Source organism: Neobacillus sp. NPDC093182 (assembly GCF_044754045.1).
The window spans coordinates 169,265-189,916 of sequence record NZ_JBIVOI010000003.1 but is presented as its reverse complement, the minus strand read 5'-3'; the positions used below and the strand labels follow the sequence as shown (position 1 = coordinate 189,916).

Below are 20,652 nucleotides of genomic sequence, written 5' to 3'. Positions count from 1 at the left end.
TCTGGTAATCGTAAAAATAAGGAGCAAATCATATTATGCAAATTTCTAGTGAATTTCAGGAGAAAATCACCAGCGCATTTGGCCCAGCTGGGGAGACTTGGTTAAAGTCTTTAGAGCAAACAGTCGAGACCTATTTACAAAAATGGGAGCTCACGAGTGAAGGTCCTGTTGATAATCTTTCTTATAATTTTGTTTTAAAAGTTACGGGTTCAAATGGAACTCCTTTGATTTTGAAACTTGGTGTTCCGAACTTTGACACCAGAAATGAGATGGTGACACTTCAAGCCTATAATGGGGAGGGATGTGCTAAGCTTTTGAAGTCTGACCCTGAAAATGGCGTCATGCTGCTCGAACGACTCGTCCCTGGAAGAATGCTTTCAGCTGAAAGTGATGAAATGGTTGTTTTAGAGAACTTCATAAAAGTTTGGCAGGCGATTCGCATACCTGTACCAGAAGGAACCTCGACGCCTTCTCTCACACGCTGGTTTGAGGGGTTAACGCGCTACCGGAAGGCCGGTGTGGGCCCCATTTCATTGGAACATGTTCAGTTAGCAGAGGAGTTTTTTCAACAGGTAATGGAAACATCGGAAGGACCCCAGCTGCTTCACGGCGACCTGCACCATGAAAATATTCTCTATTCTGAACAAAAGGGCTGGATGGCCATTGACCCAAAAGGGGTCGCAGGGGACCGATATTTTGATGTGGTTTCTTTTTTAACCAATCAATTAGAGTCAAAGCCTGATCCAAAAAGTATCCTGAAGCTTCGTGTCGATACAATCAGCGAACAGATGGGGCTTGATCGCGAGCGACTGCTAAAAGCTGCCATTGCACTAGGAACCCTGTATGCATGCTGGGGTGTAGAAGATCTAGCGGATTGGGAAACAACCTATCAATGTGTGAAATGGTTTATTGAATTTCTAGAGTAAGGAAAGGCGATTCAAATTTGAATCGTCATTTTTCTGCCAAATAATACCGAATGAACAGAAACCAATTTAAATAGAATGAAAGGGGGAGCTTTTTTAAAAAGTTAAAGTGAATGGTGGTAATGGAATGAAGGAAATAACCATTGACCCTTATATCCACGTTCGTATGGTAAAAAGTTTTGAATACGACCCGAGGGGAAAGAAAATTAGCTTTATTTCGGATTTTACTGGGATCCCGCAGGTATGGGAGCTTGATCGGGAGGACAGGTGGCCGGCGCAAACCTCTTTTACGATGAAAGGAATCACCTTTATTAAATATATTGCTGGAACGTCAGACTTGGTTTTTGGGATGGACGCGGACGGCGATGAAAAAGAGCAGCTGTACTTATTAAAGGAGAATGGTGATAAAATCGCTTTGACCAACTCACCTGAACATCTTCATTTATTTGGCGACAGCTCGCCAGATGGGAAATGGATTGCTTGGTCCAGTAACCGCCGGAATCAAGCTTATTTGGATATTTATATTCAGAATCTAGAGACCTTGGAAATTCGCCGGGTATTTACCGAAGACGGAACGTACATGGTTGAAAAGTGGTTTCCTGATGGAAAATCGCTTTTAGTAAAAAAGGCAAACTCTCCCCTTGATCATGATTTAGGGGTATTTTCACTTTCTACGGGAAAAATGGACTGGATTACTGAGCATCAAGGTGAAGCCAGTTATAAGGATTTTCATTTTAATAAGGAAGGGGACCATCTATATTTTTTAACCAATCAGGACAGTGAGTTCTTTGGACTCGCATTGATTGAGTTATCTACAAAGCAATTTACCTGGCTGGAGAGAGAAGAGTGGGACCTTGAAGACCTAGCCATGAATAAGGATAAAAACAAATTAGCTTTTTCGGTCAATGAAGGGGGAATTTCAAAGGGCTGCCTCGTTGACCTGGACCGAAGTAAATTATATACGTGGGATACACCCATGGGAGTGATTTATAATCTCAGATTCTCACCTAATCAACAAAAGCTGGGCTTTGTATTAAATGGACCCGCCCATCCTCCTGACATATGGGAGGTGGACATAAAGACTCTCCAAGCGAAGCGGCTAACCTATATCTCGCGCGCACCCATTCTTGAGGAAAAACTAATTGAGCCAGAACAAATATCGTTCCCGTCCTTTGACCAGCTTCCAATACCTGCCTTTTACTATAAGCCCAATCGTAATGCTGAGAAAGCCCCGGTGGTTGTCTATATTCATGGAGGACCGGAAAGCCAAAGCCGTGCGGTGTACAGCCCCTTTTTGCAATATTTCTTAAACCAGGGTTATGCCGTGGTCGCCCCGAATATCCGAGGCAGTACTGGTTATGGAAAAACCTACACACATCTCGATGATGGGCGAAAACGAATGGACGCGGTAAAGGATGTTATTTTTTTAATGGAATGGCTGAAAAAAGCAGGGGACATTCATGCTGATAAGGCAGCGATTGTCGGAGGGAGCTATGGCGGATTTATCGTCCTCGCTGCCATCAGCCACTTTCCGGAATTGTGGGCAGCGGCCATTGATATCGTAGGTATGTCGAGTATCCGAACATTCCTGCAAACAACCAGTCCTTGGCGAAAAAAATTGCGAGAGGTCGAATATGGTACGATTGAAAAGGATGGCGATTTTTTTGACCAAATTGACCCCTTGAATCATGCGGATAAGATTACAGCACCGCTAATGATTATTCATGGAGTTAATGACCCTCGTGTTTCCATCCAGGAATCCGATCAGATTGTCAGTAAACTAAAGAAACGAAAACATCCAGTCCGGTATATTCGCATCGAAGAGGAAGGCCATACGATGATGAAACTAAAAAATAAAATAAATTCCTATTCGGAGATGGCTGAGTTTCTTGAAAAGTATTTAGGAAAGTAGTGATTGAAATAGCCTGGCTGCCTGCCTGGCTATTTTTTCATAGGATAATAGTAGGGTTTTATAAGAAACTTCTAAACAGAACAAATGTTTTGCTGTATGATAAGATTTATTATCAAAATAGAGGTGGATTTAATTTGAATGGTACTGCACATACAGCAATTGGAGCTGCAACAGGATTTATTGCGGCCAACACCTTCCATTCCTCTCCAACTGAGACAATCATCCTAGTTGGGCTAGGAGCAGTTTCGGGCTTAATGCCTGATTTGGATATTGATGGAAAGCTTCGCGGAAAAATTACCTTATCCCATAAAGTGATTCGACTGGCTGCCTTGTTTATTGGGATTCTAATGGTCTTCTATAGTTTTTATGAGGGCAGAGCAGTTGATAAATGGTTTGGTATCGGATGCGGACTGGCGATTTTGATTGTCTCGTCGTTTATCAAACAAAAGCACATGCTAACCATCACAGGAGTTGGTGTCCTTGCGGGAGGTATTTCATTATCGGAGGTATGGTTAATTCTGCTTGGGGTTTATATCGTCGCAGCTTCGATCTCCTCGCACCGCAGCTATACTCATTCTATCTTGGGCGTCATTTTCTTTGGGGTAATATCTTCAAAACTAGAAGGGTCACTTGGAATACATGGGGTTTTCTATGCCTGTCTTGGGGGATATATCAGTCATTTAATTGCCGATTTAAAAATATTACCGTTTAATAAACGCGGGATTAAGCTGTTATTACCTGTTTCAAAGATAGAATTATAGTTTAAAACAGGTCACATCCAAAGTTGATGTGACCTGTTTTTCAAGAATTATGTAGATTCAACGGTTTGCAGGACTTGATCGTGGATTTCATTTTTTAAAACAGTATAAATACGCGGAACACGTTTCCCAATTAAACACACAACCTCATAGTTTATCGTCCCCATAAGAAGCGCGATTTCATCAACGGATTGAAAAGCTTCACCATTTCCCCCAAAAATAACTACTTCATCTCCCTGCTGGCAAGAGGGTACGCTGGTTACATCAATCATCGTTTGGTCCATGCAGACGCGGCCTGCTACTAGAACCTTTTGTCCATGGACAAGAAATTGACCGCAGTTGGAAAGATGTCTAGATAGTCCGTCCGCATAACCAATGGGTAGTGTGGCTATTATTCTTTCCGTTGATGGGGTATAGGTGCATCCATAGCTAATTGGCTGCGACTTGGCTACATTTTTCAGCCAAGCAATTTTTGTTTTAAGTGTCATCGCTTGCTGAAGTGAAATGGGATGCTCCTTCAATGACACGTCCGGATACAAACCGTATAAACCAATTCCGACACGGACCATATCTAGGTGCATTTCAGGAAAATTCATTGTCCCAGCCGTATTACAGCAATGCTTTAAAGGGATAAAGATTCCGTTGTCATCTAAATAGGAAGTAACAGAACGAAATCGCTCGAATTGCTGTCGTGTGTAGGATGGATCCTCACTATCAGCGTTAGCGAAATGAGTGAAAATACCTTTAAGAACAATAAATGGTGACTCCAATGCTTTGACTGCTAAAACCAGTGCTTCTTCGCGTGTTTGCACACCAATTCGGGTCATACCGGTATCGATTTTTAAATGGATGGATACGGTTTTTTGAAGCACACCGGACTGTAAAATAATTTCATCAAGTACTTCCTCACTAAATACAGTAATATCTACCCCGGCGATCATTGCCTGCCGAATGGAGCGAACGGGGGTATATCCCAATACCAGAATTGGCTGAGTTATCCCTGCCTCACGCAGTTCAATCGCTTCATCCAAAATAGCCACTGCCAGGTAATCTGAACCTGCTTCTATAGCGGCTTTAGCAACTGGGACGGCCCCGTGACCATAACCATCAGCTTTTACCACAGCCATTAAGTTCACGGGCGAACCGATATATTTTTTAAATTGGTTAACATTGTGTTTAATGGCAGTTATTGAAACTTCCGCCCATGTATCTCGATAACTATGATGATTCACCATTCTCCCTCCCTGAATTCCCTATGAAAATACCCTCAAGATTAACTTGAGGGTACCTAGATGGTTAGTTCAATACGATTTCTTTTTCCAATGCTTCTTCCACTGGTACGTATACATAGTTAAGGTCTCTTGCTACTGCTTCATAGGTAATTTCACCGTTCGCCACGTTGACTCCAAGCTTTAATGCTGGATTTTCAGAGATGGCCTTCACAACACCTTTATTGGCAATTTGCAATGCATATGGAACGGTTGCGTTTGTAAGAGCCATTGTAGATGTTCTTGGAACCGCCCCAGGCATGTTCGCCACGGAGTAGTGAACAACGCCATGTTTTTCAAATGTTGGGTTGTCGTGAGTGGTTACATGGTCAATCGTTTCAACGCTTCCGCCTTGGTCAATCGCAACGTCAACGATCACAGAACCAGGCTTCATCGTTTTAACCATTTCTTCCGTTACTAATTTAGGAGCTTTTGCCCCTGGAATTAATACCGCACCGATGACTAAGTCAGCTTCTTTTACAGCTTCAGCAATGTTGAAAGGATTTGAAATTAATGTTTTAATTTGGTTTCCAAAGATATCATCTAAGTAACGAAGACGGTCTGCGCTTAAGTCAATAATCGTTACATCTGCGCCTAAACCAATCGCCATTTTTGCTGCGTTTGTTCCAACAATACCGCCGCCAATGATCGTTACTTTACCACGGCTAACCCCTGGAACACCAGCGAGAAGGATCCCTTTACCGCCATTGAACTTTTGTAAAAATTGTGCCCCAATCTGCGCAGACATACGGCCAGCAACTTCGCTCATTGGTGTAAGAAGCGGAAGCGTACGGTTAACAGAAACGGTTTCATAAGCAATTGCGATAACGCCGCTATCTTTAAGAGCCTGTGCTAACGCAGGTTCTGCAGCTAAATGCAGGTACGTAAATAATACTAAACCTGAACGGAAGTATTTGTATTCACTTTCAAGTGGTTCTTTCACTTTCATGATCATTTCAGATTGATTCCAAACATCAGCAGCTGACTCTATTAATTCAGCACCTGCTTGAGCGTAATCTACATCTACGAAACCGCTTCCAATTCCGGCCCCTTTTTCAACTAATACTTTATGTCCAGCTTGTGCAAATGAAACCACCCCTGCTGGAGTTAATGCCACACGGTTTTCATTGTTTTTGATTTCTTTCACTACGCCAATAATCATTATCGTTATCCCCCTTAGAAGTCTTAAGTGATTTTTTCTGACTTTAGAATAATCCCTTCGAAACATTTTTTCTTTGTTTAGAAAGCAGAAATAACAGGATTCTATTTGTGTATTTACACAAAACGTTCACAAAAACCTTGATATAAAAGGAAAAATAACGGAGCCTACATAGTGAAAAAATCAAAATTTCTTTTGTTGAAATTTTCAAACAGATGGTGCCTGTCACCATCTGTGACAAGGTGTCACCTTGGACAGGCACCACTATTATTTGAACTTTTCCAGTTTAAGGTCTAAGTAGAGGGTTATTTTTTGGTTTGGGTCTCTTAGATTGATTTCACCAATTTCGGATATTCGCTTGAGCCGATAATTTAGTGTGTTGGTGTGCACATTTAGTGCGCATGCGGCCTCATGGACATTGCTGTCTTTGTTTAAAAAGACTTCTAATGTTTCCACGAGGTCGGTGTTATTTTTTTTATCGTATTCTTGAAGCTTTTTCAGAGAATAGTTTTCATTTTGGTCTGTTCCCGCTTTTTCTATCAATACATCAATATACTTATAGATTCCTAAGCTTTGATAGCCGTGGATTTCTTTTGCTTCAACAGGGAACTTTCTTTTTACTGATAGCACGGTTCGAGCTTCTTTGTATGATTTTTCCACTTTTCCTAAATCACTATAAACACTGCTATAGCCCTGAACAATTGAATCAATTCCAAATCGCTCTTTCATCTTCGCTACAAACAGCTCACAAAATGCATTTAGTTTATTCACTGGCTGCCCAATTCCATCAAGAGCAATAAACAAGATTAATTGTTGATGGTCAATCGTGTGCAGCAATATCTTTGGCAGTTGAATTGTTTTTAATAGATAAGCGATATGCTTTTCATCATCTCTTCCTAATTCCTTTGAAAATTGAAAAACGGCAACCGCAAATAAAGAAGGAGGCGAAATTTGCAGTGCATGAAACTTATTCGTAATTTCTTCATTGGAAGAAAGATGACTCGTTAACAGCTGCCAGAAAAACTCTTGAAATTGCTCTTCTTTTTTATTTTTCCGGTTCTGCAGCTGAATCAGTTTATTTTTTGTGGCGTCCGCTGCACGCTTTAAACAGTCCATTTCTTCGTCACCTAGTGTTTTTTCAATCTCTAACGCCCAAATGAAGCCGAGTACTTCATCGTTTTTCCAAATCGATACCGCGACTCTATTTCCCAGCCCAATCTCATCTACCGTCTTAACCCGTACAGGCTCACGGCTGTTTAACAAGGAAGGAATGACCCCTTCCTTCCATAAGGAATTGATGACTTTTTCAGGTACACGTCGGCCGATGATCGTGGCAATCCGTGCCGGGTCGGTCCGATCATCATGGGTACTGTAGGCAAGGAGACGATGGTTCGCATCTTCTATGGTTATCGGACAATGTAGAACTTCACTTACCATATCTGCAAATTCTTCTAGACTATCAAAACTAGCACGAAACGGATCGTTTTTCATTTATACCACCTCTATCAATGAGATTGTGCATCATGTAACAATTTTGTAATTTTAAACAATATGCTTTTAATATTTTTGTATTTATACTACAATATAATTTGTTCACAAATATGTTATATTAATTTTGAAAAGTTTTCACTTTTTATTTTTTTGTTGTTATTGTAAACGCTATCATTCAATAAAAAGAATAGGAGGATATTATTTAAATACAAACCATAAGTTTTATTCGAATAATATTTTATCTTTTCTACTGTAAAAGGGGAATAGGATATTTCAACCAAACTAGGGGGAAGAATATGCAAAAAAATCAATCAACAAATCAAAATCAACTACAAAGAGGTTTAGAAGAAAGACATATTACGCTAATGTCTCTAGGAGCAGCGATTGGGGTAGGTCTGTTTCTAGGGTCAGCAACGGCTATTAAGCTTGCGGGTCCTGGTATTATTCTCGGTTATGCATTTGCCGGTATGATTATGTTCTTTATTATGAGGGCACTTGGTGAGATGGCGATTCAAAAACCTGTTGCCGGATCCTTTAGTCAATATGCTCGTGACTATTTAGGTGCGTTGCCTGGTTTCTTAACTGGATGGAATTATTGGTTCTTATGGGTTGTTACTTGTATGGCTGAGATTACGGCAGCAGGAATTTACATGGAGTATTGGTTCCCTGAAGTACCCCGCTGGATTTGGGCACTGGCAGCATTAGTGATTATGGCAGCCGTCAATTTCCTTAATGTAAAAGCGTATGGTGAACTTGAATTTTGGTTTGCTTTAATTAAGATTGTAACGATCGTGTTCATGATTGTAAGTGGTATTGGAATGATTGTTTTAGGAATTGGTAATGGCGGTATTGCTACTGGTATCAGCAATCTTTGGGAGAACGGTGGTATCCTTCCTAATGGTATCACTGGGGTATTAATGTCATTACAAATGGTTATGTTTGCTTTCTTAGGTATTGAGATGATTGGTATTACGGCCGGGGAAGTAAAGAATCCTGAGAAAACACTCGCGAGAGCCATTGATTCTGTATTTTGGCGAATTCTTATTTTCTATGTAGGTGCATTGTTTGTCATTATGTCGATTTATCCTTGGACTGAAATCGGTGCACAAGGCAGTCCGTTCGTATTGACGTTTGATAAGCTTGGGATACCTGCAGCAGCAGGAATCATTAACTTCGTTGTCTTAACGGCTGCGTTATCTTCGTGTAACGGTGGTATTTTCAGTACAGCACGTATGTTATTCAACTTAGCTGAAAATGATGAGGCACCAAAGGGTCTTGGTAAATTAAACAAGAATGGTGTTCCGAGTGCTGCCGTCTTAGTAACAGCGGGTGCCCTATTAGTAGGTGTCGTTCTTAACTATTTAGTACCAGCAAAAGTATTTACATGGGTAACAGCGATTTCAACGTTTGGTGCGATTTGGACTTGGTCAATGATTTTGTTATCACAAATCAAGTATCGTAAGAGCCTTTCTCCAAATCAATTGAAAGGTTTAAAATATAAAATGCCGTTATTCCCATTCACATCCTACGTTTCATTAGCATTCTTACTTCTAGTAGTAGGGTTAATGGCATTCTTCCCAGATACAAGAATCGCTTTAATCGTTGGGCCGCTTTGGCTCGGGATTTTAACAGCTTTCTATTATGGAAAGGGATATCATAAACGAGGAAAACAAGATCAGGATCAAATTCAAAAAGTGATATAAGTGGTGCCTGTCACCACATAAAATTGAATTCTTTATATTAAAAGCGTAAGTGGGCGTAAGGTCCATTTACGCTTTTTTATTTATTGTTTTGACGGTATTAACTCATACTGTTGTTAGATGTAAAAAATGAAACCGTTTTAAAAAGACTGTAAATTATCAGATATTTTTTAAATTTTTTCGGATAGTGTAAAAAATGAAAACCTTTACAATAAGAAATGTAAGCGATTGATATGATTAAGGGGGAAAAAGCATGAAGAAGCTAGGCGTATTAGTCTTAAGCTTGTTATTACTATTTTTAACCGCATGTGGCGGTGGAGAAGAGAAGGCTTCTGGAGACAGCAAGGTCACAGAACTAACAGTTTGGAATGACTGGACTGAAAATCGTCCGGAATATAAGGTTTATAAAGATATCATTGCTAAATTCAATGAAGAAAATAAAGATAGTATCCACGTTAAAATTGAAAGTATTCCACATGATCAATATGAAACAAAGTTAAGAACACAAGCAGCAGGAAAACAATTACCGGATATGTTCCGTGTATGGCCTGGTGCACGTATTCAGCCTCTAGTTGAAGGAAAAGCGTTACTTCCTTTAAATGAGATCCTTGATACGTGGGAAGGAAAAATCCCAGAAGGTATCATGAAAGATTATGCAGTTGACGGAAAGCAGTACGCTATTCCAGCAAACATTAGTGAAACTAGCTTGATTTACTATCATAAAGATGCAGTGAAGAAGGCAGGATTTGAAGAATTTCCAAAAACGTATGATGAGTTAAAAGATTTAATCAAGGCTTTACATGACCAAAAAACAACACCAATTGCATTAGGTAATAAATCGATTTGGCCTTTACAGTCTGTTTATATTTCAACGATTGCAGATCGTTTTACAGGCAGTGAATTCTTACCAAATACTTTAAGTGGTAAAGGTTCTTTTACAGATGAGAACTTTGTAAAAGCATTATCAGTAGTGGAAGAATTAGCGAAGCTTAAAGCATTTAACGAAGATTTCAATACGATTGATGAAGCACAATCTAGAACATTATTTAATAGTGGAGAAGCTGCAATGCACTTCGCAGGTTCTTGGGCAATTGGACCAATCCTAGAAGGTGTAGAAAATATTGATAATATCGGTGTTGCTCCGTTCCCAAGCTTTGGCGGAGAAGGAGATACTGCGAAAATTTCTGGTGCAGCGGGCGGTGGTATCGCTCTAAATGCTGAACTATCCGGCAAGAAGAAAGAAGCAGCATTTAAATTCTTAGAGTACTTCTATGGTGATGAGCTGTACCAAGGATTAGCTAAGTCTAATATTGTTGTTCCAGTACAAGTAGAAATGGATGATAGTATTCCTAAAATTTACCAAACAGCTAACGGATTTGCACAAGGCGGTTTAGCACCAGTGTACGATGCCACGTTAACACCTGAGTTAACAGACATGATCAACAATGGTTTACAATCTATTACGATTGGTGAAAAGACACCAAAAGAATTAGCTGAAGATATGCAGAAGGAAAACGAACAAGGAAAGAAATAATCTTTTAAAATACAGGTTGCCTCCCTCAAGGCAACCTGTCATTTCATAGGGGGATAAATATGCAACTAACTGGGAAAAGTAAAGCGGCTCTTATTATCGGTTTACTGCCGGCATTTTTGATTTATACCGTTTTTGCTATCTATCCGATTATCCAATCGTTTTATTATTCCTTTATGGAATGGGACGGTTTTTCGGAAATGGAATTCATCGGTCTGCAAAACTTTGAGAATCTTTTTCAAGATCAATTATTTTGGAATTCAGTAGGTAATAACATTTTTGTTGTCATCGCCTCAGTATTTGGACAAATTCCGATTGCTTTGTTTATAGCCCTTTTATTAAATCGAAAAATCAAGGGCTTAAAGATTTTTAGAACCATTGGTTTTCTTCCTGTGGTCTTATCAACGGTTGTTATCTCGCTAACATGGAGCCTGATTTATAATACGAAGGATGGCATGATTAACGAAATTCTAAGAGCTGTTGGGTTAGACTTTTTGGCAAAAAACTGGTTAGGTGATACAAAATGGTCCATGGTGGCTGTTTGTATTACGGTCATCTGGCAATTCGTTGGACTCTATTTAATTATTTTCCTAGCAGCCTTGCAAAACATACCGGAAGAAGTAATGGAAGCGGCAAAAATGGATGGTGCTTCTGAATGGGTAACTACATGGAAAATAACCATCCCTATGATTTGGGATACCATTATAGTTGCTATCATATTGTGTATTTCTGGTAGTTTAAGAACCTTTGATTTGATTTATGTTATGACGCATGGCGGACCATCGCATTCTACCGATGTTATGGCGTTGTATATGTTCAATGAGACATTTTCGAATCTGAAATATGGTTACGGCAGTGCGGTATCCGTATTTATTTTCTTCTTCAGTCTTATATTGATTGGAATTGTAAAAAAAGTTCTTGGCCAAAAATTTATTTGATGGGGAGGGGCACAGAATGGAAACAACCATTAAGAAAACAACACAATCTGCATTGCCGCTGCATCAAAGCACCAGGAAAATGAGTGTAAAAAATACCCTTATTTATGCAGTCTTAATTATTTTTTCGTTGATCAATGTTTATCCTATTATTTGGATGATTATTAACTCATTTAAGTCAGAAAAAGAATTTGCGGTGAATCAATTTGGTTTACCTAAGACTTTGGTTATTGATAACTATATTGAAGCGTGGGGCACCGCTAATTTAGGCGTCCTCTTCAAAAATAGTATTTTTATATGTTTACTTGCAACTATTCTCACTGTGTTAATCGGAGCGTTAGCTTCTTATTTTCTAGCAAGAATTGAATTTAAGTTTAAGAACGCCTTGTACACTTTCTTTATTTTCGGGATGTTAATACCGATTCACGCTACTCTTGTTCCAATGTTTATTTTACTGAAAAATTTGGGATTATTAAATAATCCAATTACCTTGTTATTTCCGTATATTGCCTTCCATTTACCGATAACGATATTTATCTTAACCAGTTTTATGAAGGCTTTTCCGAAAGATATTGAAGAATCAGCGATTATCGATGGCTGCGGAATCTTCCGGATTTTCTGGTCAATTATTTTGCCGATGTCTCGTCCGGCGCTTGCTACCGTTATCATTTTGAACTTTATTTATAACTGGAACGAGTTCTCGTTTGCACTCGTATTACTAAATGATCCAGCCCTTCAAACATTGCCGTTAGGTCTTGCAAGTTTTGCTGGTCAGTTTACCGTTAATTATGGAGCGCAGATGGCAGGATTAACGATGTCCATGATTCCAATTATCATTTTCTATTTATTCTTAGAAAAAGAAATTGTAAATGGTATGACAGCCGGAGCCGTAAAAGGATAAACTAAATGGTAATAAATTAAAAGGCTGATGTGCAATGATCCGAAATTGGGGATTAAAAAATAAGTTTGTTACCGTATTCTTACTCTTGATTACCTTACCAACCTTAATTATTGGCTGCATTATCTACTATCAAACCACAACAGTTTTTAAGCAGCAGGCTGAAAAAAATGCGGTTGGTAAACTAGAAAAAAATGAAGATAACGTAACATCCATCATACGTGGGATTGAGAATATGTCCTCATATATGATTTATGAAAAAAACTTCCGAACGTTTTTTACGGCTACGGAGGAAGATATTAATCAAGCGGAGTATAAAGAGGCAGTTGCAGGGATTAATGGTTATTTTACCTTTCAGCTTATGAGTCATAGTTATATTGATTCGATTCTATTAATCGCGAATGATGGACATGTTTTAGAAATAGGCAGCCACATAATCGGTAATGAAGTCAGTATGAATCAAGGAGCCAAGGACCTGGAAGGTGGTCCATATTGGAGCAATACCTTTCGCGTCATTGAAAATGGGTCTGAAAAAAAGAATGTTGTTAGTTTGACAAGGGTTATTAATGACATTAACCATATCAACGAACCTATCGGAATGGTGAGAATTCGATTAGACGAATCTAAGCTATATAAGACATTAGAAAATAATACAATCAGCCAAACTGGTGTTTATTTTGTATTGAACAAAAAAGGAGAAGTCGTCCTGCACCAGGATCCTTCATTAGCCGGGAAGCCCTTTCCTGATCCAAAAATAACCGGTTGGATTGTAAACAGCAAGAATAGAACGTTGAAAACTAAAGCAAATCAAAGTGACTATTTACTTGTGAAAAAGGCAATTGCAGGAACGGATTGGGTTTCGATTGCTATGGTTAATGAGGGAGAAGTGGTTAGAAGTTTATATAATGTCCGCGGCTTGTTTGTTTTTATGATTTTCCTCTTATTAGCGCTCGGGGCGCTGGCTTTTGTTGGATTTTATCAGTCCTTTATCCGAAGGATTGTGGAATTGACGAAGCAAACGAAGCAACTGGGAGAAGGGGATTTCGGTGCCAAGGTTCATATCTCCTCACAAGACGAGATTGGAAAATTAGGACTCCGATTTAACCAAATGGTCACCACGATTCAAAATTATATTAATCGAGAATACAAGTTAAAGATTAAGCAGCGTGAATCGGAATTGAAGGCTCTTCAAAGCCAGATTGATCCACACTTTTTATACAACACGCTGGACATGATTCGTTGGACAGCACGGTTAGAAAAAGCATTGGAAACAGGTCAGTTAATTGAGCGTTTATCCAAAATATTCCGTATGAATTTAAATATGGGAAAAATGTGGGTAAAGGTAGAGGAAGAAATCCAGTATATTCAAAATTACCTGGAGTTACAAAAGAGTCGAATTGGTAATCGTCTAAATTATAGCATTTTTTATGATGATCAAATAAAAGATGTCTATATTATTAAACAAATTTTACAGCCATTAGTAGAAAATAGTATCCTTCATGGGTTTGAAAATTTGCCTAGACAGGGTGTTATCCAGATTCGGTGCTATAAGGTTGATGAGGAAATTTGGATGGATGTAATCGACAATGGCTGGGGATTTAAGAACGAGAAACAGCATGAAGATGATAATCGGAAAGGCGGTTATGCGATTTCTAATCTCATCGACCGCTTAGAGATCGCGTTCGGTGAAGAGGCAAAATTCGAGGTATTAGATTCAGAGGCGGGAACATGGATCCGTTTGAAGATCCCTATATCCGAGAATTATAATCGTAATCTAATTTCAAATGAGACAGGTGAGTAGTATGCCCTTTAAAATGCTAATCGTTGATGATGAACCCATTATTTGTCGTGGTTTGCAACAGACAATTCCGTGGGATGAATATATGGTGGAAGTTGTTGACCTTGCGTACGATGGGGCGGAGGCTATTCAGAAGATTAAGGAACATGGTGACATAGATTTAGTATTAACCGATGTCAGAATGCCGAATGTTGATGGCTTGAGATTGGCAGCATTCCTTGCAGAGAACTATCCTGATATTCGGACGATTATTATAAGTGGGTATGACGATTTTAAATATGCACAACAGGCGATTCAATCAGGTGTAAAGGATTACTTATTGAAGCCGGTAGAGGTAGATGAGCTTTTACGGGTCATCACAAAAATTACTAGTACCTTACAAGAAGACCAAAAATCTGCACAGCAAATCTATCAGATGAATTTACAAAATGCTATTTTTCATCAAGTTTTAGATATACCTGATACGACTCCAAACTACTCGAGTTTATTTGCTGATGTGCGTATTTATCCCTTTGTTACGATGTTAAAAGAGTATAAAAATAAAACAAAAGATCTTTCTGAAGAAGAACTGCAAAACTTGAATGTGGATTGGGAAAACCAAGTGGAAAATTCGTTAAACAGTCAGGGGTTTGGAAGTGTATCGGTGTTTACGAGTAAAAATGTCTTACTAACTTGTGTAACAAATAATTTTTCTTGTATTACTCCAGAGAATTTGGATTTTCAAGAGTTAAATTGTGTCGTTAATGATACAGACATCACAATAGGTCAGCTGAATGAGGTTTATCTAAGATTGTATGAAGATACTCGGTATCTTCCGTTTAGTGAAGGTGGGCTTGTTGTCAGTCCTGTAAGTGAATCATTGGCTAATAAGTCAAAGGCGAACGACTGGTTAATGGATAGGGCAGAACAATATATTAGGTCCTATTACGCTTCACCAATCAAGGCACATGAGGTAGCGGACGTCATTAATATTTCCCCCAATTATTTCAGCTCATTATTTAAACAAAAAACTGGCAAGAGTTTTAATGAATATATTAATACCTTGCGTGTTGATGCAGCTAAGCAGCTTCTTGAAGAAACCCCTTTTAATGTAAATGAAATAGCTGAAAAGGTGGGTTATCGAGAATATAAGTACTTTGTTGATGTGTTTAAAAAATTTACTGGCTATACGCCAACAAAGTATAGAAACGTATCAGCAAATAATATCAATCATTCATAAGAGTGTCTTATGGAACTGGAGGTAAGTAGAATGCAAAAGAAAATGAATGTACCGAAGGACTTTTTCCTTGGAGCAGCCGTGTCTGCTTGGCAGACGGAAGGATGGTCAGGAAAAAAAGAGACACAGGATTCCTTTCTGGACATGTGGTATAAAGAGAATAAAAATGTTTGGCACAATGGGTATGGTCCTGCTGTGGCAACTGATTTTAAAAATAGATATAAAGAAGACATTGGTTATATGAAACAAATTGGTTTGCAGAACTTTAGAACGTCTATTAACTGGTCACGTTTTTTATTAGATTATGAAAATGCCGTGGTAGATGAAGAATATGCTAGTTATATAGATGATATGATCAATGAGTTAATTAAGAATAACGTGGAGCCGATGATTTGTCTTGAACACTACGAACTTCCTTCTTCTTTATTTAAGCAATATGGCGGATGGGGATCGAAGCATGTTGTTGATCTATTCGTTAAATATGCAGAAAAAGTGTTTGAACGTTATGGCGATCGCGTTAAGCATTGGTTTACGTTTAATGAACCGATTGTCATTCAAACGCGTGTATACTTAGATGCGATTCGTTATCCATTTGAACAAAATACGCAGAAATGGATGCAATGGAATTTTAATAAAAGTTTAGCAACAGCTAAAGTTATTCGTTTATTTAAACAAATGGGCTTAAAAGATAAATATGGTGCAAAGATTGGTAACATCATTAATCCTGAGGTAGCCTATGCTCGTTCATCTGCTGAACATGATCAAAAAGCAGCCCGCATTTTTGATTTGTTTTACAACAGAATTTTCTTGGATCCTTCGATTAAAGGGGAATTCCCTGAAGAATTGATGGACTTAATGTATAAACATGATATTGCTTTTGAAGCATCAGAAAAAGAATTGCAAATCATTAAAGAGAACACAGTCGATTATGTAGGATTGAATATCTATTTCCCATACCGTGTAAAAGCTCGTTCAACGGCATGGAATGAGGAAACGCCTTTCCATCCATCCTATTATTATGAAAGCTTTGATTTACCAGGAAGAAAAATGAATCCTCACCGCGGCTGGGAAATCTATCCTCAAGTAATGTATGATATTGCAATGCGGATGAAAGAGGAGTACGGGAATATCGAATGGTTTATTGCCGAAAATGGTATGGGCGTGGAAAATGAATACCGCTTTAAAAATGAAGAAGGCATGATCCAAGACGATTACCGCATTGAATTTATTAGTGATCATTTGAAGTGGTTGTTAAAAGGTGTTGAAGAGGGCTCCAATTGTACTGGCTATATGCTTTGGGCCTTCAGCGACAATGTGTCTCCTATGAATGCCTTTAAGAATCGTTATGGGTTGGTTGAAATTAACCTTGAAGAAAATCGAAACCGTGCACTTAAGAAATCTGCTTATTGGCTAAAAGATGTAATCGAAACAAAACAATTCGAAGCACAAGATGACAACATTTATAAATAAAAGAGTTGCTGTATAGGGGCGTTTGAAGATGAGTAAATATTTAGCTTTTGATATTGGCGGAACATTTATTAAATACGGATTAGTCACCGAAAAGGCTGAAATCCTTACGAACAATAAAGTGAAAACACCGGGTACATTAGACGAACTGCTATGTATTATTAAAAATCTTGCAGAGACGTATTCAGATATAAAAGGGATTGCCATCAGTTCACCTGGTGCTGTTTCAGATGAAGGTGTGATTTATGGTTCCAGTGCCATTCGTTACTTACATGGACCCAATATCAAAAATTTGGTTAAAGAGCTAACTTCCCTTCCGGTTTACTTAGAAAATGACGCCAATTGTGCGGGATATGCTGAGATATGGAACGGCGCAGCTAAGGGAAAAAAAGATGTGCTGGTTATGGTGATTGGAACCGGAATTGGCGGATCGGTGTTTAAAAACGGTCAATTGCATAAAGGAGCCCATCTCCATGGCGGCGAATTCGGTTATATGCTTTTAACTAGTGATGCCCAAAATAGCAATGATGTTTGGAGCAGGGTAGCTTCAACTGCTGCACTGGTGAGAAATGTTGCAAAAAGAAAGCAAATTGATGTGGAGTCTATTTCGGGTGAACAAATTTTTCAGCTTGCTGAATCAGGAGATACAGATTGTCTCGAAGCTATCAATCATTTCTATCATTTATTGGCCCTTGGGATATATAATTTGCAGTACATTTATGATCCTGAAGTCATCGTCATTGGGGGTGGAATCAGTGCTAGAGACGAACTGATTGATGGAATCAATGAGAAGCTGGATAACATATTATCTAGAGTTGACCTTGCGAAGATTAAACCAGAAATCGTGGCATGTAAGTATCGTCAAAATGCCAACTTACTAGGAGCAGTATACGGTGCCATGCACACTGAATCGGAAATAGATTTTTAGATAAAACCGCTTGGTTTCTAGTCATCCAAGCGGTTTTTGCTTATTCTTTCTGAAAATTATGAGTTATAGCAAGGTATTTTCTGGTATAATATTGTATTAAGATTATACTTTTGAACATAGTAGGGAGAGGTCATTTTGGAAGGCTTTTTTGGCTTGGCTTTAAATATCATCCTGTCCATTTATTTAGTAATCGATTCTAAAAAGCATGGTAAGAGCCCCGTTCTATGGGGAATTCTAGGTTTCGTTTTTGGTGCGATCGCTTTAGGGATTTATTTAATTCGAACAGACAGAAAGGTAGTCGGCTGGATTATTACCATTCTAAGTATATTAGGATATATAGCTTTCATCCTATTAGTTGGCTTGGCCATCCTATTTACAGTTGCAGGTTTTTCATAAGAAAAAGGAAGGATATTCCCTTCCTTTTTCTTATCTAGCGGCGACAATCGATTTTCTTTTATACAACAATGCTCCCAGCATAAAGGATAGTGCACCCCAAATGACTAATACTCCAATCCCAAACCAAAGGGTACTGGAGAACAGTGCTGTTTCATAAACCATACTATCTCTCAAGCCTTCGGCAAAATAGGTGAGAGGCAGGAGATTGGATATCGGCTGGAGCCAATCCGGCATCGTTTCAACAGGAAAGAAGACCCCGCTCAAAAACATCATGAGGAAGCTGACAATGTTTGCTACACCCATATACGCATTTTGTGTCGTGCTGAAGGAAGAAAAGAGGTAGCCTAAAGCATTGAAGGAAAGCGCCCCTATTAAAAAGATAACGATAAGGCTTGGAAAATTGATAAAGAGATTTGCCCCAAAGATAAAAACTCCGATTAGCGATAATAGCAGGATTTGAATAACGCTGAATAACAGCCTCATAACCATATCGCTAAGACCAAAGATCCCCATTTTTGCAGGTGTCATCCGCAGTCTTTTAATTAAGCCTTTACGGCGCATTTCTACTAAATCGACCATTCCAAACATACCGCCCTGAGCAATCGATAAGGCAATCATTCCGGTTAAAAGGAAGTCTGTATAATTCAATTCATTGCTTCCAGATGTAAGTGATTCAAATTGAATATCAAAGGTAGGCGTTGCACCAACTGCTGAAAGGTTTGCCTGCTGAACCATTTTATCGAGAATGGCAGATAACGCCTGAGTGGTTACCCCTTGCTCATCCTCTTTGTTTACCAAAAGCACAAAGGAAGTGTCGTCTGCGGATTCAGGCAAGACAATCGCCGCATCCACTTCCTGATCCTTCACCCATTGCTCAGCGGTTTCTCGGTTAACCGGCTCACCAGTTTTCACATCAAGGATGGACAGTTGTGTGATTTGTGTTAACAGCATTTCAGAGGTCGGACTAGGGTTATCAGCGACAATCGCTATTTCCGATTTAAATTCGTCATCGGAACTTCCGCTAAAAATCACCATAAAGATAACCATTAAGATAACAGGGAAGAAAATCCCCCAAAACCATGCTTGTTTTTCACGAAGGGTCAATTTTAATTGTGCCGAGAACATTTTTTTGAACTGGTTAAAATGGTTCAAGTTAATCCCTCCATTCCTTACCTGTAAAAGCAATAAAGACATCTTCTAGACTCATTTCACGGATGGAGACCTGTTCCACTTGATAGTCCTTTTCCTTTGTAAACTTAAACAACTCTAAAAGAGTATCCTCCGGCTTAATCGTCCAAAGCTTCAATACCTCACCATCACGCTCAGTGCGAGCTACAGAGTTAAGATTATCCGCGAAAATAGCAGCCTCTTCAGACGCTTTTTCTCCATCTAAGAAGGATAAGCGAACTTCTCTTTCTTCCGTTAGTTTTTCAATGAGTGCGGAGGGAGTATCGATTGTTACAATGCTGCCCTGGTCCACAATACATACACGATCGCTCAGTTTTTCTGCTTCTTCCATATAATGAGTGGTTAAAATCGTCGTTTTACCTAACTTCTTTAATTCGAGGATAATGTCCCATATATGACGGCGTGCCTGTGGGTCAAGACCGGTTGTTGGTTCATCAAGGAAAATAATGTCGGGGTCACTAATCATCGCCAGTCCAATCGCAAGCCGCTGGCGCTGGCCGCCAGAGAGTTTTTTTACTTGGTTTTTACGATGTTCGGTTAGGTTGATGAGTTCAAGAATCTCTTCAGTAGGCCTTGCCTTTTCGTAAAAAGTAGCAAATAGATCTAAGTTTTCTTCTGGGGTTAATAAATCAAACATGGCACTAGATTGAGGCTGAACACCAATCTTCATCTTAATGGCAACACCATGTTGGCGCCAATTCATATCTCCAAAATGTATTTCGCCATGGTCAGGTGTTACCAGTCCTTCAATCATTTCAAGTGTGGTCGTTTTTCCTGCACCATTTGGCCCAATGATGGTGAACACTTCTCCTGCCTCTACCGAAAAGCTAATATCCCGTACAGCCCTAATGGATCCGAATGATTTTTGTAAGTTCTTCACTTCTAAAACGTTCATTTCGTTCCCCTGCCTTTCCTTAAACCTGCGGACTATTGCCCTGTTTTTGTATATGTTCTTATTAAGGAAATCATTCGAACTTTATGCTAAATCACTGTAGTTCATGGCTGTTCAAACTTCCGTCATATCTTTTCAAACAAACTGTGAACTTAACACTATACCCATGTTATTAACTATCAAAATCCAATA

17 protein-coding genes are annotated in these 20,652 nt (G+C 39.1%); 12 read left to right on the top strand and 5 right to left on the bottom strand.

The features are described 5' to 3' along the window. The first annotated feature begins 35 nt into the window (after positions 1–35). The 3 genes from ACIQAA_RS08235 (at position 36) to ACIQAA_RS08225 (ending at position 3,596) form a co-directional block, all read left to right on the top strand. Positions 36–926, top strand: a complete 891-nt coding sequence (locus tag ACIQAA_RS08235) for an aminoglycoside phosphotransferase family protein (RefSeq protein ID WP_402617529.1) — start codon at positions 36–38, stop codon at positions 924–926. 124 nt (positions 927–1,050) lie between these two features. After that, positions 1,051–2,835, top strand: coding sequence for a S9 family peptidase (locus tag ACIQAA_RS08230; RefSeq protein WP_402617526.1), 1,785 nt, complete (start codon positions 1,051–1,053; stop codon positions 2,833–2,835). A gap of 134 nt (positions 2,836–2,969) precedes the next feature. Next, the gene (locus tag ACIQAA_RS08225) at positions 2,970–3,596 is read left to right on the top strand and encodes a metal-dependent hydrolase (RefSeq protein ID WP_402617523.1); all 627 of its coding nucleotides are present in this window, start codon (positions 2,970–2,972) and stop codon (positions 3,594–3,596) included. Between the two features lie 47 nt (positions 3,597–3,643). On the opposite strand, the gene alr is transcribed toward ACIQAA_RS08225, so the two are convergent. The 3 genes from alr to ACIQAA_RS08210 form a co-directional block, all read right to left on the bottom strand. After that, a complete protein-coding gene (alr, locus tag ACIQAA_RS08220; protein ID WP_402617521.1) occupies positions 3,644–4,825 on the bottom strand; it encodes an alanine racemase in 1,182 nt (393 codons plus the stop codon). Positions 4,826–4,889: 64 nt separating this feature from the next. Beyond that, positions 4,890–6,023 (bottom strand): alanine dehydrogenase, encoded by a 1,134-nt coding sequence (ald, locus tag ACIQAA_RS08215; protein WP_402617518.1) that lies wholly within the window; start codon positions 6,021–6,023, stop codon positions 4,890–4,892. A 264-nt stretch (positions 6,024–6,287) separates the two neighbouring features. After that, positions 6,288–7,511: a PucR family transcriptional regulator gene (locus ACIQAA_RS08210; protein WP_402617515.1), complete on the bottom strand. Its 1,224-nt coding sequence runs from the start codon at positions 7,509–7,511 to the stop codon at positions 6,288–6,290. Between the two features lie 296 nt (positions 7,512–7,807). On the opposite strand from ACIQAA_RS08210, the gene ACIQAA_RS08205 reads away from it, so the two are divergent. The 9 genes from ACIQAA_RS08205 to ACIQAA_RS08165 all read left to right on the top strand — a co-directional run bounded on the left by ACIQAA_RS08205 (position 7,808) and on the right by ACIQAA_RS08165 (position 18,380). Further along, positions 7,808–9,214 (top strand): amino acid permease, encoded by a 1,407-nt coding sequence (locus tag ACIQAA_RS08205; protein ID WP_402617512.1) that lies wholly within the window; start codon positions 7,808–7,810, stop codon positions 9,212–9,214. 250 nt (positions 9,215–9,464) lie between these two features. Further along, positions 9,465–10,745: an extracellular solute-binding protein gene (locus ACIQAA_RS08200; protein ID WP_402617510.1), complete on the top strand. Its 1,281-nt coding sequence runs from the start codon at positions 9,465–9,467 to the stop codon at positions 10,743–10,745. Between the two features lie 59 nt (positions 10,746–10,804). Beyond that, positions 10,805–11,680: a carbohydrate ABC transporter permease gene (locus ACIQAA_RS08195; RefSeq protein WP_402617507.1), complete on the top strand. Its 876-nt coding sequence runs from the start codon at positions 10,805–10,807 to the stop codon at positions 11,678–11,680. Positions 11,681–11,759: 79 nt separating this feature from the next. Further along, complete coding sequence (locus tag ACIQAA_RS08190; RefSeq protein ID WP_402617887.1) at positions 11,760–12,578, top strand: carbohydrate ABC transporter permease; 819 nt, start codon at positions 11,760–11,762, stop codon at positions 12,576–12,578. A gap of 34 nt (positions 12,579–12,612) precedes the next feature. After that, positions 12,613–14,376: a cache domain-containing sensor histidine kinase gene (locus tag ACIQAA_RS08185; protein ID WP_402617504.1), complete on the top strand. Its 1,764-nt coding sequence runs from the start codon at positions 12,613–12,615 to the stop codon at positions 14,374–14,376. A 1-nt stretch (position 14,377) separates the two neighbouring features. After that, a complete protein-coding gene (locus ACIQAA_RS08180; RefSeq protein WP_402617501.1) occupies positions 14,378–15,592 on the top strand; it encodes a response regulator transcription factor in 1,215 nt (404 codons plus the stop codon). Between the two features lie 30 nt (positions 15,593–15,622). Continuing rightward, complete coding sequence (locus ACIQAA_RS08175; protein WP_402617498.1) at positions 15,623–17,059, top strand: glycoside hydrolase family 1 protein; 1,437 nt, start codon at positions 15,623–15,625, stop codon at positions 17,057–17,059. 28 nt (positions 17,060–17,087) lie between these two features. Further along, a complete protein-coding gene (locus ACIQAA_RS08170; protein WP_402617495.1) occupies positions 17,088–17,984 on the top strand; it encodes an ROK family protein in 897 nt (298 codons plus the stop codon). Between the two features lie 135 nt (positions 17,985–18,119). After that, complete coding sequence (locus tag ACIQAA_RS08165) at positions 18,120–18,380, top strand: hypothetical protein (RefSeq protein ID WP_402617492.1); 261 nt, start codon at positions 18,120–18,122, stop codon at positions 18,378–18,380. A gap of 30 nt (positions 18,381–18,410) precedes the next feature. Here ACIQAA_RS08165 and ACIQAA_RS08160 read toward each other — a convergent pair whose 3' ends face one another. Then, on the bottom strand, positions 18,411–19,532 hold the full coding sequence (locus ACIQAA_RS08160) for an ABC transporter permease (RefSeq protein ID WP_402617489.1): 1,122 nt from the start codon (positions 19,530–19,532) through the stop codon (positions 18,411–18,413). 1 nt (position 19,533) lies between these two features. Then, the gene (locus ACIQAA_RS08155) at positions 19,534–20,463 is read right to left on the bottom strand and encodes an ABC transporter ATP-binding protein (RefSeq protein ID WP_402617486.1); all 930 of its coding nucleotides are present in this window, start codon (positions 20,461–20,463) and stop codon (positions 19,534–19,536) included. Positions 20,464–20,652: the final 189 nt, after the last annotated feature.